Raw genomic sequence first — 23,630 nt, 5'->3', positions numbered from 1 at the left:
CGCCTCGGCGGGGGTTGCTGCGGCGCTCCCGCCGTGCTGCGCCACCCAGGCGTCGGCCTTGGCGCGCGTCCGGTTGTAAACGGTAAGGGCGTGGCCCGCCTTGGCGAGGTGGCCCGCCATCGGTCCGCCCATGACGCCGGTACCGATGAAGCTGATACGCAATTTTTGTTCGCTCATGCGCGGTCCATAGCATTGTTTGCTTCGCGCGCCAGATGGGCTACGGCGCCTCTCGTTATGACAGAGCAACTCACCCTGACCTCCGCCGCCGATTTTCCGGTGATCACATTGGACGATGTGCGCGCGGCGGGGGAGCGAATTAACGGCGCGGTCGTGCGGACGCCGACGCTTCATTCGCAGACGCTGTCCGAAATGGTCGGCGCCGAAGTGTGGCTGAAGTTCGAAAATCTTCAGTTCACAGCGGCTTACAAGGAACGCGGCGCACTGAACGCGCTTTTGCTGCTGGACGACGAAGCCAAGGCGCGCGGCGTGATCGCGGCGTCGGCGGGCAATCATGCGCAGGGTCTCGCCTATCATGGCAAGCGGCTCGGCGTGCCGGTGACGATCGTGATGCCGAAGACGACGCCGCAGGTGAAAGTATCGCAGACCGCGAGCCACGGCGCCGAGATCGTGCTGTTCGGCGAGAAGTTCGATGACGCCTCGGCGCATGCGCGGGTGCTCGAGAAAGAGCGCGGCCTGACCTTCGTCCATCCGTTCGACCACCCGCATATCGCCGCGGGGCAGGGAACGGTGGCGCTCGAAATGCTCGAGGACGTGCCCGAGCTCGACACGCTGATCGTGCCGATCGGCGGCGGCGGGCTGCTCACGGGCATGGGAACCGCGGCGCGCGGGATCAAGAACGACATGCGCCTCGTCGGGGTGCAGGCCGAGCTTTATCCGTCGATGTACGCCGAACTGAACGGCGTCGACATGGCGTGCGAGGGCGACACGCTGGCCGAGGGCATCGCGGTGAAGGAGCCGGGTGCCTACACGCGCAAGATCGTCGCCGAACTCAACGACGACATCGTGCTCGTCGCCGAACGCCATCTCGAACGCGCGGTCAGCCTGCTCCTCCAGATCGAGAAGACGGTGGTCGAGGGCGCGGGCGCGGCGGGGCTCGCGGCGATGCTGGCGCATCCGGAGGAGTTCGCGGGCCGCAAGGTCGGGCTCGTGCTGACCGGCGGCAATATCGATACGCGGCTGCTCGCAAATGTGCTGCTGCGCGACCTTGCGCGCTCGGGCCGCATCGCGCGGCTGCGCATCCGCTTGCAGGACCGTCCCGGCGCGCTGTTCAAGGTGATGAAGCTGTTCGACGAGAAGCAGGTCAACATCATCGAAATCTATCATCAGCGCATCTTCACGACGCTGCCCGCGAAGGGCCTGATCACCGACATCGAGTGCGAAGCGCGCGATCGCGAGCATCTCGACAGCCTCGTCGCGGCGCTTCGCGATGCGGGCTATATGGTGACCACCGTCGAACTCGCATGAGGGAATTTACGCTCGAACTCACGGCGACGCCCGAGAGCATCGACGAGCTGGGGCATGTCAACAATGCGGTGTGGGTCCAGTGGATCCAGCAGGTCGCGACGGGGCATTGGGACGCCGCGGCGCCGCAGAGCCACAAGGACGCGTATATCTGGGTCGTGGTGCGCCACGAGATCGATTATCTGCGCGCGCTGGGACCCGGCGAGGCGGTGACCGCGCGGACGTGGGTCGCCGACAAGCCGCAGGGCGCAAAGTTCGACCGTTTCATGGAATTCACCGGTGCCGACGGGAAAGTGCATGTCCGCGCCCGCACCGTTTGGGCGTTGCTCGACAAGGCGAGCGGCCGGCCGCTGAGGGTGACGGCGGAAGTGGTCGCGCCCTTCGCGGAGGACGCACGGTGAGCGGCGCGGCGCTGTGGCGGCCGATGCGTGCGGAGGATTTGCCCGCCGTTGTCGCGATTTCGGACGTCGTGCACGGCGACTTTACCGAGCCGCTCGCGACTTTTGCCGACCGGCTCGCCCATTATCCCGCGGGCTGCGCGATCCTTGAGCGTGCGGGTGAACCCCTCGGCTATCTGATCAGCCATCCGTGGCCGCGCGAAGCCGGGCCGCCCAAGCTCGGTGCCGTGCTGGGGCCCGTCGCGGCGGCGGAGAGCTATTATCTCCACGACATCGCGCTGCTTCCTGCGGCGCGCGGAACGGGCGCCGGGGCGTCGGCCACGGCGTTTGCCGCGAAGCAGGCCGAAATCGAAGGATGCCGCGATATCCGGCTCGTCGCGATTCAGGGCGCCGACAGCTACTGGCATGCGCAGGGGTTCGCCTATGTCGGCGGCGAGCGCGAGGGCCCCTACGGACCGGGATCGTATCTGATGCAGCGCGGGATCGGCGCGGCATGACGGTCTCGCTGCTGATCCGGCCCGCCACTTCGGACGACGAAGCGGCGATCTGGGCGATCATCGAGCCGGTGATCCGCGCGGGCGAAACCTATACGCTCGATCGCGATATGAGCCGTGCGGACGCGCTCGCCTATTGGTTCGGTCCGGACAAGGAGACTTTTGTCGCCGAGGACGCGGGCGGCGTCGTCCTCGGGACCTATTATCTGCGCGCCAATCAGGCAGGCGGCGGCAATCATGTCTGCAATGCGGGTTATATGACCGGCGCGGCAGCCATGGGGCGCGGGGTCGCGCGGGCGATGTGCCTCCATTCGATCGGGCACGCGAAAGTGCGTGGCTTTCGCGCGATGCAGTTCAATTTCGTCGTCAGCACCAATGTGCGTGCGGTGGGGCTGTGGCAATCGCTGGGTTTCGAGATAGTCGGCCGCCTGCCGGGCGCATTCGACCATCCTGCGGCGGGCTGCGTCGATGCGCTGGTGATGTTCCGCGGCCTCTGACTATTCCCTGATGCGGACGGCCAGCGGCTTGTCGGCGAGTGCGTCCAGCGCTTTCAATATCGCGCCGTGAACATCGCCGACCTCTTCGAAAAGTGTGCGATAGACCTCGGTAATCCGCGCGCTATAGGCATCGAGGCGGCGTAACTGGTCGCGGCCTGCGTCGGTCAGCCGGAAAATCTTGCGCCGCGCGTCGTTCGGATCTGCATGCTGGGTGACAAGGCCGAGGCGGAGCAGCGCAGGGCATTTCTGGATCACAAGCTGGTGCGACTGGCCGAGCGTGCGCGCGAGTTCGGCGGCCGTCGCTTCGCCCGCATTGTTCAACGCGCTGAGCAGGGAGCAGGAGCGTACGGGGACGGTGATCCCGGCGTCCTCGAACAGCGGCCGCGTCTGTTCCTCGATCCGCTGGCTCAGCGCTTCGCTGAGGCGACCGAGGAACGAGATGTCGTCGAGGTCGGTCGGGATGTCAGTCGAGGCGGGCATAGGTCAGGGTCGTTCCGTCGCGGTTGATGCGTTCGAGTGCGGTGACCTTGCCGCCTTTGCGCACGATACGGAAGCGGAAGTCGCGTACCCCCTCGACCGCGAGCAGGTCGCCGGCGAGCGGTTCGAGCGCCAGGCGGAAACGATCGCGCCAGGTGTACATCAATTTGCCGGCGACGAGGTCGATGCGCCGTCCTTCGTAGCGGCCGGTGATCGCCTTTAGCGCCGCCGTGGCGGGCTGCGGGCGCGCTGCCAGCACGGGCGCGAGCCAGTCGGCGTCGGCGCGTTTGGCTGGATCCGCCTTGGCTAGGTCGGCAAGCGCGAGGCGATGCGCGACGGCAAGCGCATCGGCGGAAGCAACCGGACGGTCGGGCGTGACGCCCTGTCCCTCGAAATCGCCGCGATCGACGGGGTCGCGGATCTGGCCGATCGGCACCTGCAGGAAAAAGTCGGTGCCGACGGGCTTGCGGTCGACCGGATGCGCGCCGCCCGCGGTGCGTTCGCCCACCAGGGTCGCGCGGCCCAGTTTCTTGAGCGTGTAGGCGAACCATTCGGCGGCGGAAAAGCTGGTCGATCCGGTGAGGACATAGACCGGCTTGCCTGTCAGTCGTTTCGCAGGCAGCGCGGGGAGAACCCACTGGCCGCGTTCGACGCGGCGACCGTCGAGATTATAATAATAGTCGAAGAGTTCCTGATCCTTGTCACCGCGGAAAAGCTGGCTCGCGAGCAGCTGCGCCATCTCCAGATGACCGCCATTATTGTAGCGCAGGTCGTAAATCACCGCGTCGCCATTTTCGATAAAGCGCATCGCGGCGGCGGCGGCGTCATATCCGGTCTCGGGGTCGGCGAAATGCGTCAGGTCGACATAGGCAATGTTGCCGTCCAAATAGCGCAGGCCCGCGAAACCGAAATTCTGTCGCGCCTCGTCGCGGCGTTCCTCGTCGCGCAGCGCGGCGGCGCGGGCGGGGTCCTGCCGGGCGGCATAGTCGGCGACCCATTCGGGATCGACCCCGACGGCGAAATGCAGATCGTTGCTCGCGGCAATCAGGTCGTCGGTCAGTTCGCGCGCGAGGGTTGGGCGGTCGGGGGCAGCGTCATAATTGCCGGCGTCGAGGTTGTGGCGCAAGGTCGCGGCGATGGTCTTTGCCTTGTCCGGGAAGACATAGTTTGCTTCGAGCGTCTGGCCGAGCTGTTCGACCACGGCGCGCTTGTCGGCCGCGGAGAGCGGGGCTTCGTTCGTGGCGGCAACGGTCGCCAGCCATGCGGTCGTGGCGGCGAGAAATATGGTCCAGCGCTTCTTGTTCATCCTGTATCCCGTCTGCGATGCAATTCTTACAATATATTGCGCAATATATTGTATTATCGGGAAACGCAAGACGGGCTTCGATTTTGCGGGGTTAGCGGCGGACGGAACCAACATCCGGGAAATTGGTATTTCGATGGCGGGAGCCAGCGCGAAAAAGAGGAGCGCCACCATGGAAACCCAAGAGCTGCATCGCGGCCGCCTGATCGACCATATCCAGCTTGTCGTCGCCGACCTGAAGGCAAGCCGCGCATTCTATGGCGCGGTTTTCGACGTGCTCGATGTGCCGATCGGCGGTGAGGCGGAGGATTATTTCTGGGCCGATGAATTGTTCGTATCGACCGCCGATAGCGAGGCGGCGCTCGGCCAGCTCACCGGCCGGCATCATCTCGCTTTCCAGGCCGCGGACCGCGCCGCGGTCGACGCTTTTTACAAGGCGGGGCTGGCGGCCGGCGGGCGCGACAATGGCGCGCCGGGCGAGCGGCCCTATCATCCGGGCTATTATGCCGCCTTCCTGCTCGACCCCGATGGCAACAATATCGAGGCCGTCTATCATGGCGAGCATCAGCGCAGCGCGTCGTCGGTGGAAATCCGGTTCTAGGGTGCATGCCCTCGGGCAGGGGCATCAGTCGCGCGCATCGGCCGGCGTCCCGCTGCCCACACTGGCCCACCAGCCTTCGAGCGCGGACCGGATCGCCGCTTCGGGATCGCCGTCGCGTTTGAACGCCCACCAGATGATCGCGCCCTGCCATATCGAGAGCATTTGCCATCCCGTTTGTCCGGCTTGCCCGCTTCGGCAAGGCAGCCGCCGGCTCAGGGATTTCGCAAGATAATCGCCCCAGGCATGCCCGCGTGCCCGCAGCGCGGGGTTGCGCAGATCCTCGCGCAGCAGGAGAAGCCCCTCGGTCACATCCCGTTCTGCCGTGTCGCCGGGCATGAGGCGGAGCAGCAAGGCGATCGCCCCGGCCGGCGTTTCCGGCGCTTCGCTGTCGGCAGCGGCGGTCAGTGCGTCGAGACGATCCCATGCATGGAGCAACACCGCTTCGATCATTGCATCGCGCGTGCCGAACCGCTGTACGAGCGTTGCAGAGGAAAGGCCGACGACCGCCGCCGCTTTCGCGAAGGTCAGTCCGGCCGGGCCTGTGGCTTCCATCGCGCCGAGCAGCGCGCCGAGGACATCTTCATCCGAAATTCTCTTGATCCTGCCCATGACAGGAATTTATAAACGATCATTCGGTTATTTCAAGGGTGAGTCGCATGGCAAGGATTGTGGGATATATCGCGTCGAGCCTGGACGGCTTTATCGCGGCCGCGGATGACAGCCTTGATTGGCTGTTCGCCTATGATGGCCTCGACCTTGGCAGGCACGACTATCGCGAGTTCATCAAGACCGTACGAACCGTCGTGATGGGCCGGGCGACTTATGATTTTCTGGAGAAGGATGGTTCGCCGTGGGCCTATGGCGATCAGCGCGTGCTGGTGGTCACCTCGCGGCCGATACCGCATCCGAAAGGGCCGCTAGAGACACGGAGCGACGTCGACGCGCTCGTTGCGGAATTGCGCGGCCTCGACGACGGCGACGTCTGGATGCTGGGCGGCGGCCGGTTGCAGATGGCCTTCATCGAACGCGGTGCGCTCGACGAGATCGAAATCTATGTGATGCCGGAGCTGCTCGGGGGCGGAAAGCCGCTGTTTCCTCCCGCCGGATTCCGGCACGGTCTGCGCTTGATCAGCGCCAGCGCTCTCGATCGGGGATGCGTGCGCCTTCATTATGGATTTTGACCCGCTCGTTACGGGGTTGCGGTCACGCGCTTTTGTGTCTCCAGATCTACCAAGCCGCGCAATTGCCGGAGCAACGGATGCCGCGCCGTGTGCTTTGCGCCATAATCGAGGTTGAACCGGTAATCGAAGCCGGGAGGATTTTTGCCGACAAGATGCTGGAGCATGGTCTCCAGCTTGTCAAAGCCCTTCGCGAGGATCGCCTCGGGCGAGGCGGCCGCGCTGTATTCGTCCCAGAGCGCGACCATTTCCTCGCGCAGATCATCCGGTAGCGGTGCGCAAAGCGTGACAAGATCGGCGCGTTCCTGGACAGCGCGCCCGTCGCCTTCGACCTGTAGCGTCGCCGGAACGTCGCCCGAGATCGCTTCGCCCAGATCGTGGACAATGCAAAGCCTGAGCAACTTCAGCCGATCAATTTCGCCCAGCTCGCGGTCGAAGAGCATCGCCATCAGGCAGAGCCGCCAGCTATGTTCGGCGGTGCTTTCGGCGCGGCCCTGCGACGTGATGCCGCTACGCAGCGTGTCCTTGAGTTTCTCTGCCCCCTGCACGAAGGCGGCGATGCCCTCGAGCCGGGCGGCGTCGATTGCGGCTGGTTGTTCCATCGGTTGCTCCCGGCGAAGAATATGGCGGGGGCATAGGCAGCCGCTTCGCGCGCCGGAACGCAAAAATTATGCGTGGTCGCCGAGGGTCGTGGTGAGCCGGCCGGTGCGGCCACCGGAAAGCGGGATCGTTTCCCAGCAGATGCGGCTCGGCGTAACAGGAATCTCGTTGCTGCCGTTGCCGCCCGTATCGAAATGCAGCGACTGGAAAGGGCGGTCGAACCAGCCGGCATCGCCGAGTCCTTCTTCGGCGAGGATGATTTCGGGGGTCGCGAAGCGCCACAACGAGGTGCCGATATAGGATTGCGCGGCGCCACCCCATTGCGCGGTTCGTGCCTTCGACGCCGCCAACAGCCGGTGCGTGGCGTCGCAGATCAGGTGCACCGCCTGCGTCGATGTTTCCACCAGCCGTTTCAGCGCGCGGTCGCTGTCATCGGCCGTGTTCGCGGCGATGAGCGCGGCGATTTTTTCACCATGCAACGCATCGGGTTCGTGCGCCCCGCTTTCCCATCGCGATACGCTGCCCTGCGACACGGCGAGGAGTTCGGCGATATGGCCCTGCTTGATGCCGTTGAGACGGCGAAAGCGGCGCAGCGCCGGACCGACGGGCAGTTCGCGAACCATGGCCCATCTTAGCGCGCGGCGGACGCAGGGCAATATCAGGCGTAACCCACCCAGCCGCGCCAGGTGAAGGCGGCGTAGAATTGTTCGATACCGGTGAAGCCCGCAGCGCGGAGTACCTCCTCGTCGGCTTCGGGGCTGAGCATCGCGACATGGGTGGCGACCGCCTCGCGGCCCTTCGCGACCTGTTCGGGGTCGCCGCCCGACGCAATGGCATAGGATGCATAGCGGTCGAGCCAGCGGTCGCGTTCGTCGGCGCCCTGCGGAAAGCTGCCGTGCGCGGCGACGAAGGGCGCGCCGGGTTTCAGTCGCGCGCGGATTTCGGCGGCGGTGCGGATGCGTTCGTCGGTGGCGAGGAAGTGGAGGGTGAGGAGGCAGGTCGCGCCATCGAACGGGCCTGCCGGAGCGTCGTCGATATAGCCTTCGACAAGGTCGGCGCGGTGCGCGTTCGGGCCCAGAACCTCTGCGGCGAGGTCGAGCATCGGTCTGGCGGGATCGACCCCGGTGAAGCGCCAGCCCGGATGCGCCTCGGCCATCGCTTTCATCTCGCTGCCGCCGCCCGCGCCGAGGACGAGGATATGCGCGTCCTCTGGAACCCGCTCGGCGAGCAGCAGCCCGGTCATGCGGTGGAGGCCGTCGAGACCGGGTACGAAGCGGCGCGGCCCTTCGGTATAGCGGGCGACCGCCGCCGGGTCCCTGAAGCTGTCGAGAAAATGCCGGGCGCCTTCAGCCATGGATATGCTCCTGTGCGTGCGTGGAAGATCGCGCGGTCATGCGCGCATGAAAATCGGCGGCAAGCTGCGCGAGGGTGACCTCGCCAAAGCGCGCGAGCAGCAGCGTCTCGGCTTCCAGGAAACTGCTATCGAGCGCGGCGTTGACCGCCTGCTCGACGAGGCAGCCGGGGGCCTCGGTGCGGTTGCCCATCGCCATCAGGCTCGGGCGGCCGATCGCGTCATAGACATCGCGCATCGTGATGCCGGAAAGGTCCTGCGCGATCGTCCAGCCGCCGCCATGGCCCTTTTCGCTGTGGACGAAGCCCGCGTCGCGCAGCCCGCCGAGGATGCGGCGGATCACGACGGGGTGCGTCTGCATTGCCTTGGCAAGCTGGTCCGAGGTCATCGGTTCGCCCTGTTCCGCCATGTGGAGGAGGACGTGGAGCACGCCCGAAAGTCGGCTGTCGCGTTTCATGTAACTTTAAATAGTGCGTGAAACGCGGACGTCAACCCCCGGGGCTTGATCGCAGAGCGCGGCGCTGTTAGGTCCGCCCACGATGACCAACGACCGATCCACCCGATTCAAGGCGTATTGGCGCTCCTTTACATAGGAGCGGCATGGCATCACCTGTGACCATCGCCGCCGTGTTCGGACAGGCGAATGGTTATCATCACACCACTACCCCCCCGGTCACGGCGTGCGCTTTTTGAAGAAGACGCGACATGACCGATACCTTGCTTGCCCTGTCGACCGACCATTGCCGCATCACGCCGCTGTTTGCCGACGATGCGCGCGCCTTGTCCGCGATCACCGACGAAACGGTGACCTCGCGGGTCCATTTCCTGCCCGCGCCCTTCACCGAAGCTGACGCCCGCGCGCTGATCGCGCGATCGGGCGGCGGCGATGTCTTTCACGCGGTGCGCGACGAAAACGGCCTCGACCTCAACGGTGTGATCGGCGTCCATCGCCGTTTGGGTGACGAATATGAGATCGGTTACTGGTTCGCGGCGCGCGTGCGGGGCAGGGGCATTGCGACGGAGGCCGTGCGTGCGGTCGTCAGCGCGCTCGCCGCGTCGCGGCCGGGATGCTCGATCGTCGCCGAATGCCATCCGGACAATGAACGCTCGCACGCGCTCCTGCGCCGGATCGGTTTCGTCTCGACGGGACGCGCGGGGAAGCGGCCGGGGCGGATGCTGATGAGCTGGCGTGCGGCGCCCGCCTGGCGCATCGACGTGTGCTGATATTCGATCCTCCCTGTCGCGAAGCGATGGGGAGGTGGCAGCGCCACAGGGAGGATTACTCGGCCTGCGACACCTCTTCGGTCAGCGCCTTGACGATCGCCGCGACGGAAGTCGGCGCATAGGCGAAGCCCATGTGGCTGCAGTCGACCTCGACCTCGCGATCGCTTTCGTGCGGGAGCCCGCGCGCGCTGTTCACCGCGACGACGCCGTCATGCTTCGACCAGAGCGCGAAGGTCGGCATTTCAGGGCGCGGTGCCGGGTGGAAATCGATCGGCGGATTGTCGACGGGATGGCGCGCGATCAGGTGGTAGAGGCGCCACGCGCGGTTGGCGCGGCGGCTGCCCGAAAAGGGCGAGCCGAGGGTGACGACGCGCGCGACCCGGTCGGGATGGTGCTTGGCATATTCGCGCGCGTAGATGCCGCCGAGGCTCCAGCCGACGAGCGCGGGGGGGTAGCCGGTGCGGTCGATGATCCACCGGACGCGCGTGTCGATGCGCTCGATAATGTCGGCGGTTGCGCCGCGGTTGAACCCGAGACCCCACGCGTAGCAGCGAAAGCCCGAGCGGCGCAGGTCGGCGCGCAAGGCTTTGGTTGCCCAGTCGCCCGACAGGAAGCCGGGAAGCACCATCACCGGCGGATGCTCGCTGTCGGGATTGGGTTCGGGCGGCAGCGGCCGGATGCGGCCGCCGATCGCGCGCGCAAGCGCCCCGATCTCGCGCCACAGCAGTTTCAGCGGCGGCGGCGTGTCGGGATCGGGAATGCGCGCGGGCCATTCGGCCCGCCGGGTGAGGAAGCCGCGGATCATCGTGGGCCTAATCCCATAATCGTCATTCCCGCGAAAGCGGGAATCCTGTGGCCCTTGCCCTTTCGAGATGGGGAAGCCGGACCCCGGATCAAGTCCGGGATGACAAAAAACGGATCAGCGTTTCGGGACGAGCTTTACCAGCTTGCCGTCTTCGCCATCGGTGAGCAGCCAGATCGATCCGTCGTCGCGCACCTCGACTTCGCGGATGCGCCGGCCGAAGTCCCAGCGGTCAGACTTGTGCAGCTTGTCGCCGTCGATGGCCATGCGGATCAGCCCTTCGCCGGACAGCGCGCCCATCAGGAGGCTGTTTTTCCAGCCCGGATAGAGGTCGCCGCCGTACCAGACGAGCCCTGCGGGCGAGACCGACGGGTTCCACCACAGTTTCGGCGCGGCGAATTCGGGGCGCGTCGGGTGGTCGGGAATATCCTTGCCGTCATAATGGTCGCCGTTGGAGACGATCGGATAGCCGTAATTGGCCTTGGCCTCGACAAGGTTGACCTCGTCGCCGCCCTTCGGACCCATTTCCTGATTCCACAGCTTGCCGGTGCCGTCGAAGGCAAGACCGAGAATGTTACGGTGGCCGAGCGACCAGATTTGCGCGGTGACGCCGTCCTGATCCGCAAAGGGATTGTCGGCGGGGATGCTGCCGTCGGGATTGAGGCGAAGGATTTTGCCGAGATTGGCCTTCATATCCTGCGCGGGGTCGAATTTCTGGCGCTCGCCCGATCCGATGAAGAGATATTTGCCGTCGGGCGAGAAGGCGAGGCGGTGCGAATAATGGCCGCGGCCGGGGACCTTGGGATCCTGTTTCCAGATGATCTGCAACCCGTCGAGCCGCGGTGCGGCGCCCTGAACAAGCTTCGCCCTGGCGACGACTGCGCCGAAGGTGCCGCCGCTGCCGGCCTCGGCCCAGCTCAGGTAAATAGTGCCGCTGGTCGCGAAATCGGGCGCGACGATGACGTCGCCGAAACCGCCCTGTCCGCCGTAGGCAACCGCGGGCACGCCCGCGACGTCCTGCGTCGGACCATTTTCCTGCCAGAACTTCAATTTGCCCGATTTTTCCGTGATCAGCGCAGCGCGGGTGCCGGGAACGAAGGTCATCGCCCAGGGTTCGTCGAAGCTCGCGATCTCCTTGACCGTGAACGGGGCGTCGGCGAGCGGCGTCGCGGGTTGCTCGCCCGAGGCATCGAGCTTGGCGGTGTCGGCCGGGGCGGCCTCGGTCGTGGCAGGCGCCGAGCAGGCGGCGACGGCCAGCGCGGCGATCAGGGTGAGGGACGGCAGGTTCTTCATCGGGAAGGCTCGCTTTGCTGGGGAAGACGTCCCGTTCTGGCGTCGCTGCCGCCTAAAGTCGAGGGGGCTTAGCGGTTCGCCGCCTCGCGCCGCGCAGTGATCGTTTCGACACTGTCCATGATTGCATCGACCGCTTCGCTCGCCGGCGGGGCGTCGGCGCGCTTTTGCGAGAACTGGCCGCTGTTCATGATTTCCTCGAGCGCGGCGCGGGCGCGCGAGACGCGACTTTTCATCGTGCCGAGCGCGCAGTCGCAGATGCTCGCGGCCTCCTCGTACGACATGCCGCCCGCGCCGACGAGGATCAGCGCCTCGCGCTGGTCCTGCGGCAATTCCATCAGGCCGCGCTGCAGGTCGGCCATTTCGCCGCTGTCTTCCTGGCTCGCCGGAGTCGACATGGTGCGTTCGACCGCGGTTTCATCATATTCGCCGACGAACTTGTTGCGGCGCATCTGCGACAGGAAGGTGTTGCGCAGGATCACGAAGGTCCATGCCTTGATCGAGGTTCCGCGCTCGAATCGCTCGCGCGATGCCCACGCCTTGACCATCGTATCCTGCGTCAGGTCGTCGGCGAGATCGGGGTTGCCTGAAAGGCTGCGGCCATAGGCGCGCAAATGGGGAATGACGCCGGCGAGCAACACCTTGAATTCGCTGTCTGACAGGGTGTCGGCCTGCGGCTGCGAAGCAGCGGCGGTGGTTCCGGTCATTATTGCTTCGGGCTTTTCTGATCGAGCTGGGACAGGAGGTCGAGCATGTTGTCGGGCAATTGTTCGGAAACGATATTGCCATAGATCATGCGCAGCTTGGCGCTCACCGGCTCGGGTGCCTGCCGGCCGGTGAGAGTGCGATGCCACTGGTCGCCGCCGGTGCCGGGAAAGCTCCCCTGCGTGCGGCGCGGCGCATCGGCGCCGGGGTGAAGCGTACCCTTCCCGTTCATCCTGTTGTTGCCTTGCGTAGCCATGGGAGAGCAACGACGAAAGCGGCCGCTGGTTCCACGACTTCCGATTTTTGCGACGAACGCGTTGCCAATAAACCACACCAGCCCTAAGCGGAGGGGTGTGAGGGGTCACGCTTGCCCGGCCTGTAGCCGGCCTTCCGGAGGTGACCCGTTGCTATCCGTTACATATGTGAGTGTCGCCGATCCGTTGATCAGTGACGAAGATATCGCGGCGATCCTCGTTGCGGCCCGTCGTAACAATATACGTGACGAGCTCACCGGTGCACTGGTCTATAACGGCCATAATTTTCTCCAGCTGCTCGAAGGGCCGGACGAACGGATCGATGCATGCCTTTCCGTGATCAGGGATGATCCGCGTCACAATGGCATGGTCGAAGTACGCCGTCGCGCCATAGAGACGCGCGATTTCGGCGAATGGGCGATGCTGTACGATCCGCGTTTCGAATGGCGGGACGATGGCTTGGCGCGGATCGCCGCCAACGGCCGGATCGACGCGCAGGACGACAGGATTTTCGCCAACTTCATCGCGCTCGGACGCCGCCTGCGCGTCGGGTGAAGGCGGCGCGCTTGCAATGCGATGTCAAGCCGCTAAGCCGGTAGTAATATGATCGAACATTACGACGCAAAGGCTTTTTTATCAGTGACGTAACGCCCCAGCCGCTCGACGATGCCAGCTTCAAGCGGGAACTTGCCGCGATGTTGCCGCACCTGCGCGCGTTCGGGCGCAGCCTGACCGGCAACGCCGATCTGGCCGACGATCTGGTACAGGAGACGATGCTGAAGGCGTGGAAGGCGCGCGCCCAATATGTGCCCGGTCCCGCGAGCATGAAGAGCTGGGCCTTCGTTATCCTGCGCAACTGTTTCTTGTCGCAGATGCGGCGCAAGAAATTCACCGCCGACTATGATGAAATGGCCGCCGAGCGTTTGCTCGTCGCGCCTGACGATCAGGACGACAGCCTGCACCTCGCCGACGTGCAGCGCGCGCTGCTGATGCTGCCCGTCGACCAGCGCGAGGCGCTGGTGCTGATCGGCGCCGGGCAACTTTCCTACGAGGAGGGTGCCGAGATTTGCGGTTGCGCGGTCGGGACGATGAAGAGCCGTGTGTCGCGCGGCCGCGCGGCGCTGCAGGCGATTCTGGAAAGCGGCGACATGCCGCGGCGGAGCACCGACATCATGCCGTCGAGCGAGGCGTTCCGCACGATCATGGACAATGTCGACCAGCTCACCGGCGGCGGGCCGTCGCCCGACTGATCTGTTTTTCCGGCTGACGCCGGAAACGGCACCGGCCCGCTCGACTACGCCGCGAGTTGCGGCGTGAAGAGCAGGCTCTGGCTGATCGCTGCGCGCACGGTGTTCTCGCGGAACGGCTTCGAAATCAGGAAGGTCGGCTCGACCCGGCCGCCGGTCAGCAGCTTTTCCGGAAAGGCCGTGATGAAGATGGCCGGCACGGGGGCGATCGCCAATATATCCTGTACCGCGTCGATCCCCGACGAGCCGTCGGCGAGCTGGATGTCGGCGAGCACGAGGCCCGCATCGGTCGATTCGAAGGCGGCGATCGCATCGTCGTGCGTCGTCGCGATCCCGGCGACCTTGTGGCCGAGGTCGCGGACGATCTGTTCGAGTTCCATCGCGATCAGCGGCTCGTCCTCGATGATCAGCACCGATGTCCGCGATTCGCGATCGAGATCGCCTACCGCGTCGGCGAGCAGCGTTTCGACCGTCGCGTGATCGGTTCCCGTGATCGTCGCCGCCTCGCCGACCGAAAAGCCTTCGAGCGCGGTCAGGAGCAGGATCTGCCGGCCGAGCGGCGTGATCTGTGCAAGGCGCTGGTTCGCTGCACGGACGATCGGATCCTCTCCATCGTCGTCGCCTTCGCCGTCATCGATATAGGCGCTTTCCCAGATGCGATGAAAGCCGCGGTACAGGTCGATCCGCGTGCCATGGCCGCTGTGGAATTCCTCCGGCGCCGCGACGATCACCTCAAGCAATACATGGACGAAATTGTCGCCATGATGCTGGCTGCCCGTCAGCGCGCGCGCGTAGCGGCGCAGGAACGGCAGGTGCCCGCGAATTTCTTCACCCAATGACATGTATCAAAGCTCCCTCTTGAACAGGTCATACGCGGCCCGGCGCGCGTCGGTTCCCGCGGACGCCCCGAAAATCTGGGTTTACATTTGCAACCTGTGGCGGGCGCATGCGTAGATCAGCCGGGACGCGAACGGTTCGGTCGTAAGCGGGTGGAATAAGACCACTTTTATTCGGATCGGGTCAGAATGCTTTTTCAGGAACCGGAATCATGGCAGAGCGGCCCGTACCGAAAGATGCTGAACTAGCGTCGGCTGGAAGCGAGGGGCGGGACTTGAGAGACGGAGGGAACGACGGGGCGGCGCTGCAAGAGCGGCAGCGGCTGGAAACTCTGCGCGAATACCGGTTGCTGGACACGGGGCCCGAGCCCGCATTCGATCGTGTCACCAAGCTGGTATCCGACCTGTTCGATGCCCCGATCGCGCTGATCTCGCTCGTCGATGACTGCCGCCAGTATTTCAAGTCGGCGCACGGGCTCGAGGTTTCCGAAACATCGCGCGACATCAGCTTTTGCCACCACGTCGTGATCGGCGAGGAACCGTTGGTCGTCACCGATGTGCTCGGCGATTCACGGTTTCGGGACAATCCCCTCGTCACCGGCGAACCTTTCATCCGGTTTTACGCCGGGGTCCCGCTGCGCGCCTATAATGGGGCCATCCTCGGCACCCTGTGTGTGATCGACCGCAAGGAGCGCGCGGCGCTGGACGCGCACGAGATCGGACGGCTTCAGGATTTTGCGGCGATTGTCATGGCCGAAGCCGACCTTCGCCGCGCCATTGTCGAACGCGACGAAGCGCGGCGCATGCTTGAACGCGCGCTCGATTTTTCGGGGATAGCGACGTGGCAACTCGACCCCGCGACCGGCGGGATGCGCTGGCACGGCGCGGCCGCCGAACTGTTCGGCGCCGATTATGAAACGGCGCTGGTCAGGGCGGACGACGTGCTCGCGCGCATGCCGCCCGAGGATCGCGACCGGGTGGCCGCCGCGCTAGGAGAATCGCGCGATGGCGGCAATCCCTATTCGGTCGAGCATCGCATCCAGCATCCCGAACGCGGCATGCGCTGGATCGCCTCGCGCGGCGACTGGGACGTCTGGTCGGACGACGCGCGGCTGACTGGCGTCAGCATCGACATCACCGAACAGAAAAGCCGGCAGGAAAATGCCAATTTGCTGATGCGCGAGCTGCATCACCGGATGCGCAACCTGTTCGCGACGGTCAGCGCGATCATCTCGCTCACCCGGCACGCCGCGCGCGATGTCGACGATTATGTCGAGCGGATCAGCAGCCGCCTCGACGCGCTGAACCGCGCGCAGAACGTATTGCTCGGCGCCAATTTCATGACCGGGTCGATGCACGCGCTGATGCGCGAGGTCGAGGCGAGCTTTCCGCGCATCCGCTGGTCGGGACCCGACCTGCTGCTTCCCGAAAATGCGCTCGTCGCGATGGCGCTGACTTTCAACGAACTGGCGACCAACGCCGCCAAACATGGCGCGCTGGCGAGCGGGAGCGGGCGCGTCGAGGTCAGCTGGACGCAGGACGAACAAGGCGCCGAAGGACGGATGTTCCATCTGACCTGGTCCGAAAGCGGGGGCGACCGCGAGATCATCGCGCCCGATCGCACCAGTTTCGGCACCCTGCTTATGGAACGCAGCGTCAAGAATAACCTCGGTGGCACGATCGAGCGCCGCTGGGATCCAGCCGGGCTTGTGGTCGACATCACGCTGCCCGCGCGCTGGCGCGAGGCATAGGCGCGGCGGAGACATTTGTTCTCTCTATGTTCCCATGCTAGACATGGGAGATGTCTGCGAAACCGATTCTCGAAAAGCTGGCCGTGCTGGCAGATGCCGCCAAATATGACGCGTCGTGTGCGTCGTCAGGAACCGTGAAGCGCGATTCGGTGGCGAGCAAGGGCATCGGATCCACCGAAGGTATGGGTATTTGCCACAGCTATGCGCCCGATGGACGCTGCATCTCGCTGCTCAAGATATTGCTGACGAACTTCTGCATCTACGACTGCCGCTTCTGCATCAATCGCGCGTCAAGCAATGTCGAGCGCGCGCGCTTCAGCCCGCAGGAGGTCGTGCGCCTCACACTCGATTTCTACAAACGCAATTATATCGAAGGCCTGTTCCTGTCGTCGGGTATCATCCGGTCCGAGGATTACACGATGGAGCAGCTCGTCGAGGTCGCGCGCATATTGCGCGAGGAGCATCGCTTTGGCGGCTATATCCATTTGAAGACGATCGCCGGCGCCGACCCCGGCTTGATCGCGCTGGCGGGGCTTTACGCCGACCGGCTGTCGACGAATGTCGAGCTGCCGACCGAGGCGGGCTTGTCGAGCTTCGCGCCCGAGAAAAAGCCCGAGACGATCCGCAAGACGATGGCGTCGGTGCGTATCGGCGCCGACGATGCGATCGAGGCGGCGAAGAGCCGGCTGATCGGCAAGGCGATGCCTCCGCGCTTCGCGCCCGCGGGGCAGTCGACGCAGATGATCGTCGGGGCGGACGCCGCGCGCGACGACGATATCCTCAAGACCGCGACCAACCTTTATTCGGGTTATCAGCTCCGCCGCGTCTATTATTCGGCGTACAGTCCGATCCCCGATGCGAGCAGCGATTTGCCGCCGGTGCGTCCGCCGCTGATGCGCGAGCATCGATTGTACCAGGCCGACTGGCTGCTGCGCTTCTATGGCTTCGAGCGCACCGAGATCATGGAGGGGGCGAGCGGGGGTATGCTTGACCTCGCGATCGATCCCAAGCTTGCATGGGCGCTGCAGCGACGCGAAGCCTTTCCGGTCGACATCAACCGCGCGCCGCGCGAATTGCTGCTGCGGGTACCGGGGCTGGGCACCCGCGCGGTCGACCGCATCGTCGCGGCGCGGCGGCTGGGGAAGCTCAGGCTCGGCGATCTGACAAAGCTGACCGCGTCGGTGAAAAAACTGCTGCCTTTCATCGTCACCCCCGACTGGCGCCCGGGGCAGCTGACCGACAGCGCTGATTTGCGTGCACGCTTCGCGCCGCCGGCGGAGCAGTTGGCTCTGGCGCTGTGAGGGAGGTGGTGCTCGCCGCGCCCGGAGATTTCGCCGAATGGCGGAACGCGGCGCGGGGGTTGCTCGCGGAAGGAGTGGCGCCCGAGGAGGTGAGCTGGCGCGGTAGCGGGGAAGGCGCGTCGTTGTTCGGCGAGGAGGCCGGGCCGGGACCCGCGGGCGCGGTGAGGCTGCCGCGCGAATTGCTCGAGATGGCCGAACGGGTGATCTGTCACCGCGATGCCGAAGCCCCGGCGCGGCTCTACCGGGTGTTCTGGCGCGCCGCGCGCGACCGAGACCTGATGGCGCGGACGACAGACGACGACATCGACTGGCTGCGCAAGGCCGACAAGGCGATCCGCCGCGACGTCCACAAGATGCACGCTTTTGTCCGCTTTCGGCGGCTGGGCGAAGAGGCGGGGCGGGAGAGCTTCGCGGCCTGGTTTGAACCGTCGCACCGTATATTGCGGCTGACCGCGCCCTTCTTTCAGCGGCGCTTTTACGGCATGGACTGGGCGATCGTGACCCCCGACGCGCGTGCAATCTGGCGGGGCGAGGTGCTGAGCTATGGCGCGGGTGGCACAAGAGACGAGGTGCCCGACAGCGATGTGATCGAGGATCAGTGGCGCACCTATTATGGTGCGATCTTCAACCCCGCGCGGGTGAAGATCGACGCGATGCGCGCCGAAATGCCGAAGAAATACTGGAAGAACCTGCCCGAGGCGCAGGATATCGCGCCGTTGCTCGCGGGCGCCGAGGCGCGGGTGGAACGCATGCGGGAGGCGGCCGTTTCTCTGGCGAACCCTCTGACCGACAAATGGCGGACGCGTGTGCCCGACGAACTGCTCCTCGACGATGATGTGAAGACGCTGGACGACATAGCGCGCGCGGTCGATCGCTGCACGCGCTGCCCGCTCTACTGCAACGCGACGCAGGGCGTGGCGGGCGAGGGGCCGGAACGCGCGCGGATCATGCTGGTCGGTGAGCAGCCGGGCGATCAGGAGGATTTGCAGGGGAGGCCGTTTGTGGGGCCGGCGGGGCAGGTTCTGAACGAGGCGCTGGAGGAAGCGGGGCTCGATCGCAGGCGGCTGTTCCTCACCAATGCGGTCAAGCATTTCAAGTTCGAGCCGCGCGGCAAGCGGCGGCTGCACCAGAACCCGACGACAGGCGAGATCGACATCTGCCGGTGGTGGCTCGACAAGGAACGCGCGTTTGTCCAACCCGACCTGATCGTCACGCTCGGCGCGAGCGGGCTGCGCGGCGTGACAGGCAGGAGCGCGAGCATCAAGTCGATGCGCGGCGTTGTGCATGAATTGGAAGGCGGCAGCAAACTGATCGCGACAATCCATCCGTCGTTCCTGCTGCGTATGCCCGATCGCGAGCGCGCCGCCGAGGAACGCAAGGCGTTCGTCGCCGACCTGATCCGCGCGCGGAAACTCGCCGCCTGATGGCGAAGGCCAAGACCTGGATCGAGCCGTACCCGAGCGGCATCCATGTGAAGCCCGCCGACCTGTGGATCGATCCGTCGCGCCCCGTCGAGCGCGCCGCGGTGACGCATGGCCACGCCGATCACGCGCGGAGCGGGCACGGATCGGTGTTCGCGACGCCCGAGACGCTCGCGATCATGGCGCTGCGGTACGGCGTCGATGTCGAGGCGAGCCACAATCAGGCCTTTCCCTATGGCGACGGGTTCGAGCGCGGCGGGGTGCGTTTCAGCTTCCACCCGGCGGGACATGTGCTCGGCAGCGCACAGATATTGATGGAATATCAAGGCGAGCGGATCGTCGTGACGGGCGATTACAAGCGGCGGCCCGACCCGACCTGCCAACCCTTCGAAGTCGTGCCTTGCGATATCTTTATCACCGAGGCGACCTTCGGCCTGCCGGTGTTCCGCCATCCGCCGACCGAAGACGAGATCGCCAAGCTGATCGGCGCGGTGCGCGCCGAACCCGATCGGTCGGTGCTCGTCGGCGCCTACGCGCTGGGCAAGGCGCAGCGCGTGATCGCCGAACTGCGCGGCGCGGGGTGGCACGCGCCGATCTATATCCACGGCGCGCTCGAACGCATGTGCCAGCTCTACGCGATCCACGGCGTCGACCTCGGCGAGTTGCGGCTCGTTTCGGAAACCGACAAGGCCGGGATGGCCGGACAGATCATCCTCGCGCCACCCTCGGCGCTGAACGATCGCTGGTCGCGGCGGCTGCCCGATCCGGTGACCGCGATGGCGTCGGGCTGGATGCGCGTGCGCCAGCGCGCGCGGCAGCGGATGGTCGAATTGCCGCTCGTCATTTCGGACCATGCCGACTGGGACGAACTGACGACGACGATCTCGGAAGTGAATCCGAAGGAAAGCTGGATCACGCACGGCAGCGAAGACGGGTTGCTGCGCTGGTGCGAGCTGACGCAGCGCAAGGCGCGCGCATTGCACCTCGTCGGCCGCGATCTGGAGGAGGAGGCGTGAAGCGCTTCGCGGCCCTGATCGACCGGCTGGTCTACACGCGCTCGCGCAACAGCAAGCTCGCGCTGATCGTCGATTATCTGCGCCATACGCCCGATCCCGACCGCGGCTGGGCAATCGCGGCGCTGACCGAGAGTCTCGATTTTCCGGCGGTGAAGGCAGGGACGGTGCGGACGCTCCTGGCGACGCGGGTCGACGAGGAATTGTTCCGGCTGTCGCGGCATTTCGTTGGGGATACGGCCGAGACCGCGGCGTTGCTCTGGCCTGATGCGCCGGGAGCGAAGGCAGACCTCAGTGTATCCGCCGCGGTCGATGCATTGTCGGCAGCCTCGCGCAGCGACGCCCCCGCGGTCGTCGCGTCATTGCTCGACCGGCTCGACGCCGACGGGCGTTATGCGTTGCTCAAACTGGCCTTGGGCGGAATGCGGGTCGGGGTGTCGGCGCGGCTCGCGAAGCAGGGGTTTGCGCAGGCGTTCGATGTGCCCGTCGATGATGTCGAGGAGCTGTGGCACGCGATCGCGCCGCCCTATGCACCCCTCTTCGCGTGGGGCGAGGGACGGGCGGAGCGGCCCGACCTCGCCGACGTCGCCTTCTTCCGCCCCTTCATGCTCGCGCATCCATTGGAGGGGGAGAGCGTCGACCTTGCCGACTATGCCGCCGAGTGGAAATGGGACGGCATTCGAGTCCAGATCGTGCATGGCGGTAGCGAAACGCGAATATACAGCCGCGGCGGCGAGGAGATCAGCACCGCCTTTCCCGAACTGGTGGGGGCATTCGATCAGGACGCGGTGATCGACGGCGAACTGCTCGTGCGCGGCGAGGTGCAGGGCGGTGAGGCGGCGAGCTTCAACGCATTGCAGCAAAGGCTCGGGCGCAAGGTCGTGTCAAAGAAGATGCTTGCCGATTACCCCGCCTTCGTAAGGGTTTATGATCTGCTTGCGGTTGACGGCAACGATCTGCGCGGGATGCCGTGGACCGAACGACGGCGGCAACTCGAAGCCTTCGTGCCGCGGCTGGCCGGCAGCCATTTCGACCTGTCGCAGGTGATCGACGCGCGCGATTTCGACGACCTTGCCGAGCGCCGCGCCGGTGCGCGCGATGCTGCGATCGAAGGGGTAATGCTCAAGCGCCGCGATGCCCCTTACGTGGCGGGCCGGCGCGCGGGGCTCTGGTATAAATGGAAGCGCGACCCGCTCACCGCCGATTGCGTGATGATGTACGCGCAGAGGGGCAACGGCCGCCGCGCGAGCTTCTATTCGGACTACACCTTCGGCTGCTGGTCGGAGGACGGTGAACTGCTCCCGGTGGGCAAGGCCTATTCGGGTTTCACCGACGAGGAATTGAAGTGGCTCGACAAATTCGTGCGCGACAACACGCTGAACCGCTTCGGCCCGGTGCGCGAGGTCGAAAAGTCGCTTGTGCTCGAAGTCGCGTTCGATTCGATCCATGCGTCCAGGCGCCACAAATCGGGGCTCGCGATGCGCTTCCCGCGCATCTCGCGCATCCGCCGCGACAAGCCTGCCGAAGAGGCCGACCGTATCGTGACCCTGCAAGCGATGGTGACCTGAAAAATAACCGCGAAATTTGCGGCTACGGGGTTGCAACCCATGGCCGCGATACCGAGTTAAGGGCCGCAAACCCCTCGATAACAAAATGGAGACTGCCATGACGATCGCCCATCCTCCCCTGCCGTACGCCCAGGACGCGCTGGAGCCGCATATCTCGGCCGACACGCTGGCGACGCACCATGGCAAGCATCACAAGGCCTATGTCGACAAGACCAACGCCGCGATCGAGGGCACCGACCTTGCGTCGAAGCCGCTCGAGGAAATCGTCCACCACGCCGAAGGTTCGGGCAACAAGGGCCTGTTCAACAATGCGGCGCAGGCGTGGAACCACGCTTTCTACTGGGAAAGCCTGAGCCCGTCGAAGACCGAGCCCACGGGCGACCTGCTCGCCGCGATCGAACGCGATTTCGGTTCGCTCGACGATCTGAAGAAGAAGCTCAAGGAAACCGCGGTCAACCATTTCGCATCGGGCTGGGCATGGCTCGTCTCGCGCGACGGCACGCTGTCGGTCACCGACACGCACGACGCGGGCACCGAACTCGTTGCAGGCATCAAGCCGCTGCTCGTGATCGACGTGTGGGAACATGCTTATTATATCGACCGCAAGAATCTGCGCCCGGCCTATGTCGACGCGGTGGTCGACGAACTGCTGAACTGGGATTTCGCGGCGGAGAATTTCGCGCGCGACACGACCTGGACCTATCCGGCATAATGTCATGATCCTCCCTGCTGCAAAACGGCGGGGAGGGTCTTCCTGTGCGGCACAAGCCGTAACGAAAATTGGCCCGCCCGGGCCTATCCCGATGCCGGCGCTTCTCCTATAGGGCCGCCATGACGATCAGCCTGTTCGAACTTTTCAAAATCGGTGTCGGCCCTTCCAGCTCGCATACCGTCGGCCCGATGGTCGCGGCGCGGCGCTTCACCGTCTGGCTCGAAGAGCAGGCGCTGCTTGCGAAGACCGTGCATGTCGAAGCCGACCTTTATGGCTCGCTCGCGCTGACCGGCAAAGGCCACGCCGCCGACACCGCGGTCGTCGCGGGGCTCGCCGGCGAAATCCCCGCATCGACCAGCCTCGCCGCGATCAAGGCGCACTGGGACCGCGCCGAACAAGACGGCGTGCTCGAACTGCTCGGCTGTCAGCGCGTGCGCTTTCAACCGAAAAGCGACCTGCATTTCCAGATGCGCCAGCGCCAGCCGTTTCACAGCAATGCCCTGAGTTTCACCGCGCGCGACAGCGATGGCGAAATCCTCGCCAAGCGCATGTATTTCTCGATCGGTGGCGGCTTCGTCGTCGACGAGGACGAAGCGGGTCGCAACAGCCGCGGCGCCGAAGGTGAAGTTGAACTGCCCTATCCCTTCACTTCGGGCGCCGACCTGATCGCGATGGGCAAGGCGTCGAGCCTCAGCTTTGCCGAAATGATGTTCGCCAACGAAGTTCGTCACCGTCCGCCGAACGAGGTGACGGCGGGTATCGATGCGATCGCCGATGCGATGGACGCGTCGATCGACGCCGGCTGTTCCAGCACGGGCGTGCTGCCCGGCGGTCTCAAGGTCAAGCGCCGCGCGCCGCAGATCGCCGACGACATTCGCAACCGTCACGAGGCCAATCTGACCGACCCGCTCGCGATGATGGACTGGATCAATCTGTGGGCGATGGCGGTGAACGAGGAAAATGCCGCGGGCGGCAAGGTCGTCACCGCGCCGACCAACGGCGCGGCGGGGATCATCCCCGCGGTGATCCGCTTCTACCGGCGCGGCTATCGCGGCGACGCTGCCGGGGTGCGGACCTTCCTGCTCGCCGCGGGCGCGGTCGGCGCGCCCTACAAGCGCAACGCCA

General features: G+C 65.3%; 29 protein-coding genes. 16 read left to right on the top strand and 13 right to left on the bottom strand.

All coding sequences use genetic code 11. The features are described from left to right. On the bottom strand, positions 1-177 hold a 177-nt coding region (locus VN047_RS02795; RefSeq protein ID WP_325539808.1), incomplete at its 3' end, for an NAD(P)-binding domain-containing protein. A gap of 57 nt (positions 178-234) precedes the next feature. Here VN047_RS02795 and VN047_RS02790 point away from each other — a divergent pair. Genes VN047_RS02790 through VN047_RS02775 form a run of 4 tightly spaced genes read left to right on the top strand, consistent with a single transcriptional unit; the run spans position 235 to position 2,871 of the window. Beyond that, a complete protein-coding gene (locus VN047_RS02790; RefSeq protein WP_325539804.1) occupies positions 235-1,485 on the top strand; it encodes a threonine ammonia-lyase in 1,251 nt (416 codons plus the stop codon). Further along, complete coding sequence (locus tag VN047_RS02785) at positions 1,482-1,883, top strand: acyl-CoA thioesterase (protein ID WP_325539802.1); 402 nt, start codon at positions 1,482-1,484, stop codon at positions 1,881-1,883. The genes VN047_RS02790 and VN047_RS02785 overlap by 4 nt, the downstream gene beginning before the upstream one ends. Next, complete coding sequence (locus VN047_RS02780) at positions 1,880-2,377, top strand: GNAT family N-acetyltransferase (protein ID WP_325539800.1); 498 nt, start codon at positions 1,880-1,882, stop codon at positions 2,375-2,377. The genes VN047_RS02785 and VN047_RS02780 overlap by 4 nt, the downstream gene beginning before the upstream one ends. Beyond that, a complete protein-coding gene (locus VN047_RS02775; protein ID WP_325539798.1) occupies positions 2,374-2,871 on the top strand; it encodes a GNAT family N-acetyltransferase in 498 nt (165 codons plus the stop codon). The genes VN047_RS02780 and VN047_RS02775 overlap by 4 nt, the downstream gene beginning before the upstream one ends. On the opposite strand, the gene VN047_RS02770 is transcribed toward VN047_RS02775, so the two are convergent. Beyond that, positions 2,872-3,351: a MarR family winged helix-turn-helix transcriptional regulator gene (locus tag VN047_RS02770; protein WP_325539796.1), complete on the bottom strand. Its 480-nt coding sequence runs from the start codon at positions 3,349-3,351 to the stop codon at positions 2,872-2,874. Then, the gene (locus tag VN047_RS02765) at positions 3,335-4,654 is read right to left on the bottom strand and encodes a S41 family peptidase (protein ID WP_325539794.1); all 1,320 of its coding nucleotides are present in this window, start codon (positions 4,652-4,654) and stop codon (positions 3,335-3,337) included. Before VN047_RS02765 ends, VN047_RS02770 begins: the two co-directional genes overlap by 17 nt. Before the next feature lie 169 nt (positions 4,655-4,823). Here VN047_RS02765 and VN047_RS02760 point away from each other — a divergent pair, with 169 nt between their 5' ends. Continuing rightward, the gene (locus VN047_RS02760) at positions 4,824-5,252 is read left to right on the top strand and encodes a VOC family protein (RefSeq protein WP_325539792.1); all 429 of its coding nucleotides are present in this window, start codon (positions 4,824-4,826) and stop codon (positions 5,250-5,252) included. Positions 5,253-5,276: 24 nt separating this feature from the next. Here the strand turns inward: VN047_RS02760 and VN047_RS02755 are convergent, their stop codons facing one another. Further along, the gene (locus VN047_RS02755; protein ID WP_325539790.1) at positions 5,277-5,861 is read right to left on the bottom strand and encodes a hypothetical protein; all 585 of its coding nucleotides are present in this window, start codon (positions 5,859-5,861) and stop codon (positions 5,277-5,279) included. Between the two features lie 47 nt (positions 5,862-5,908). On the opposite strand from VN047_RS02755, the gene VN047_RS02750 reads away from it, so the two are divergent. Then, positions 5,909-6,433: a dihydrofolate reductase family protein gene (locus VN047_RS02750; protein WP_325539788.1), complete on the top strand. Its 525-nt coding sequence runs from the start codon at positions 5,909-5,911 to the stop codon at positions 6,431-6,433. Positions 6,434-6,441: 8 nt separating this feature from the next. On the opposite strand, the gene VN047_RS02745 is transcribed toward VN047_RS02750, so the two are convergent. The 4 genes from VN047_RS02745 to VN047_RS02730 form a co-directional block, all read right to left on the bottom strand. Next, the gene (locus VN047_RS02745) at positions 6,442-7,032 is read right to left on the bottom strand and encodes an HD domain-containing protein (RefSeq protein WP_325539786.1); all 591 of its coding nucleotides are present in this window, start codon (positions 7,030-7,032) and stop codon (positions 6,442-6,444) included. Positions 7,033-7,098: 66 nt separating this feature from the next. Continuing rightward, positions 7,099-7,653, bottom strand: coding sequence for a helix-turn-helix transcriptional regulator (locus VN047_RS02740; protein WP_325539784.1), 555 nt, complete (start codon positions 7,651-7,653; stop codon positions 7,099-7,101). A 35-nt stretch (positions 7,654-7,688) separates the two neighbouring features. Next, positions 7,689-8,384: a class I SAM-dependent methyltransferase gene (locus VN047_RS02735; protein ID WP_325539782.1), complete on the bottom strand. Its 696-nt coding sequence runs from the start codon at positions 8,382-8,384 to the stop codon at positions 7,689-7,691. Continuing rightward, on the bottom strand, positions 8,377-8,838 hold the full coding sequence (locus VN047_RS02730) for an Rrf2 family transcriptional regulator (RefSeq protein ID WP_325539780.1): 462 nt from the start codon (positions 8,836-8,838) through the stop codon (positions 8,377-8,379). Before VN047_RS02730 ends, VN047_RS02735 begins: the two co-directional genes overlap by 8 nt. Before the next feature lie 248 nt (positions 8,839-9,086). Between VN047_RS02730 and VN047_RS02725 the strand changes: the two genes are divergently transcribed. Then, on the top strand, positions 9,087-9,605 hold the full coding sequence (locus VN047_RS02725) for a GNAT family N-acetyltransferase (protein WP_325539778.1): 519 nt from the start codon (positions 9,087-9,089) through the stop codon (positions 9,603-9,605). A gap of 55 nt (positions 9,606-9,660) precedes the next feature. Here the strand turns inward: VN047_RS02725 and VN047_RS02720 are convergent, their stop codons facing one another. The 4 genes from VN047_RS02720 to VN047_RS02705 all read right to left on the bottom strand — a co-directional run bounded on the left by VN047_RS02720 (position 9,661) and on the right by VN047_RS02705 (position 12,634). Beyond that, positions 9,661-10,410, bottom strand: coding sequence for an esterase/lipase family protein (locus VN047_RS02720; RefSeq protein WP_325539776.1), 750 nt, complete (start codon positions 10,408-10,410; stop codon positions 9,661-9,663). Between the two features lie 114 nt (positions 10,411-10,524). Continuing rightward, on the bottom strand, positions 10,525-11,700 hold the full coding sequence (locus tag VN047_RS02715) for a PQQ-dependent sugar dehydrogenase (protein WP_325539774.1): 1,176 nt from the start codon (positions 11,698-11,700) through the stop codon (positions 10,525-10,527). Between the two features lie 68 nt (positions 11,701-11,768). Then, positions 11,769-12,404 (bottom strand): sigma-70 family RNA polymerase sigma factor, encoded by a 636-nt coding sequence (locus VN047_RS02710; RefSeq protein WP_325539772.1) that lies wholly within the window; start codon positions 12,402-12,404, stop codon positions 11,769-11,771. Beyond that, positions 12,404-12,634, bottom strand: coding sequence for a NepR family anti-sigma factor (locus tag VN047_RS02705; protein ID WP_325539770.1), 231 nt, complete (start codon positions 12,632-12,634; stop codon positions 12,404-12,406). The genes VN047_RS02710 and VN047_RS02705 overlap by 1 nt, the downstream gene beginning before the upstream one ends. A gap of 172 nt (positions 12,635-12,806) precedes the next feature. On the opposite strand from VN047_RS02705, the gene VN047_RS02700 reads away from it, so the two are divergent. Together VN047_RS02700 and VN047_RS02695 are read left to right on the top strand one after the other, a co-directional pair. After that, positions 12,807-13,211 carry a BLUF domain-containing protein gene (locus tag VN047_RS02700; RefSeq protein ID WP_325539768.1) on the top strand — a complete coding sequence of 135 codons (405 nt, stop codon included), beginning with the start codon at positions 12,807-12,809 and terminating at the stop codon, positions 13,209-13,211. Positions 13,212-13,291: 80 nt separating this feature from the next. Then, positions 13,292-13,906 carry a sigma-70 family RNA polymerase sigma factor gene (locus VN047_RS02695; RefSeq protein ID WP_325539806.1) on the top strand — a complete coding sequence of 205 codons (615 nt, stop codon included), beginning with the start codon at positions 13,292-13,294 and terminating at the stop codon, positions 13,904-13,906. Positions 13,907-13,950: 44 nt separating this feature from the next. On the opposite strand, the gene VN047_RS02690 is transcribed toward VN047_RS02695, so the two are convergent. Further along, complete coding sequence (locus tag VN047_RS02690) at positions 13,951-14,745, bottom strand: response regulator (protein WP_325539766.1); 795 nt, start codon at positions 14,743-14,745, stop codon at positions 13,951-13,953. A gap of 269 nt (positions 14,746-15,014) precedes the next feature. Between VN047_RS02690 and VN047_RS02685 the strand changes: the two genes are divergently transcribed. From VN047_RS02685 to VN047_RS02655, 7 genes are all read left to right on the top strand, one after another. Further along, the gene (locus VN047_RS02685; protein ID WP_325539764.1) at positions 15,015-16,490 is read left to right on the top strand and encodes a GAF domain-containing protein; all 1,476 of its coding nucleotides are present in this window, start codon (positions 15,015-15,017) and stop codon (positions 16,488-16,490) included. A 50-nt stretch (positions 16,491-16,540) separates the two neighbouring features. After that, positions 16,541-17,791, top strand: coding sequence for a putative DNA modification/repair radical SAM protein (locus VN047_RS02680; protein WP_325539762.1), 1,251 nt, complete (start codon positions 16,541-16,543; stop codon positions 17,789-17,791). Between the two features lie 8 nt (positions 17,792-17,799). Next, entirely contained in the window at positions 17,800-19,215 is a 1,416-nt protein-coding gene (locus tag VN047_RS02675; RefSeq protein WP_325539760.1) for a UdgX family uracil-DNA binding protein, read from the top strand. After that, positions 19,215-20,228 (top strand): ligase-associated DNA damage response exonuclease, encoded by a 1,014-nt coding sequence (locus VN047_RS02670; RefSeq protein WP_325539758.1) that lies wholly within the window; start codon positions 19,215-19,217, stop codon positions 20,226-20,228. The genes VN047_RS02675 and VN047_RS02670 overlap by 1 nt, the downstream gene beginning before the upstream one ends. After that, the gene (locus VN047_RS02665; protein ID WP_325539756.1) at positions 20,225-21,793 is read left to right on the top strand and encodes a cisplatin damage response ATP-dependent DNA ligase; all 1,569 of its coding nucleotides are present in this window, start codon (positions 20,225-20,227) and stop codon (positions 21,791-21,793) included. Before VN047_RS02670 ends, VN047_RS02665 begins: the two co-directional genes overlap by 4 nt. A gap of 97 nt (positions 21,794-21,890) precedes the next feature. Then, on the top strand, positions 21,891-22,505 hold the full coding sequence (locus tag VN047_RS02660) for a superoxide dismutase (protein ID WP_325539754.1): 615 nt from the start codon (positions 21,891-21,893) through the stop codon (positions 22,503-22,505). A 119-nt stretch (positions 22,506-22,624) separates the two neighbouring features. After that, positions 22,625-23,630 (top strand): L-serine ammonia-lyase (locus VN047_RS02655; protein WP_325539752.1); only part of this gene is annotated, 1,006 nt, incomplete at its 3' end.

The organism is Sphingopyxis sp. (assembly GCF_035565275.1).
GTDB lineage: Bacteria > Pseudomonadota > Alphaproteobacteria > Sphingomonadales > Sphingomonadaceae > Sphingopyxis.
Note: the sequence above shows the minus strand (reverse complement) of the source record. Positions and strands in the feature narration are given on the sequence as shown.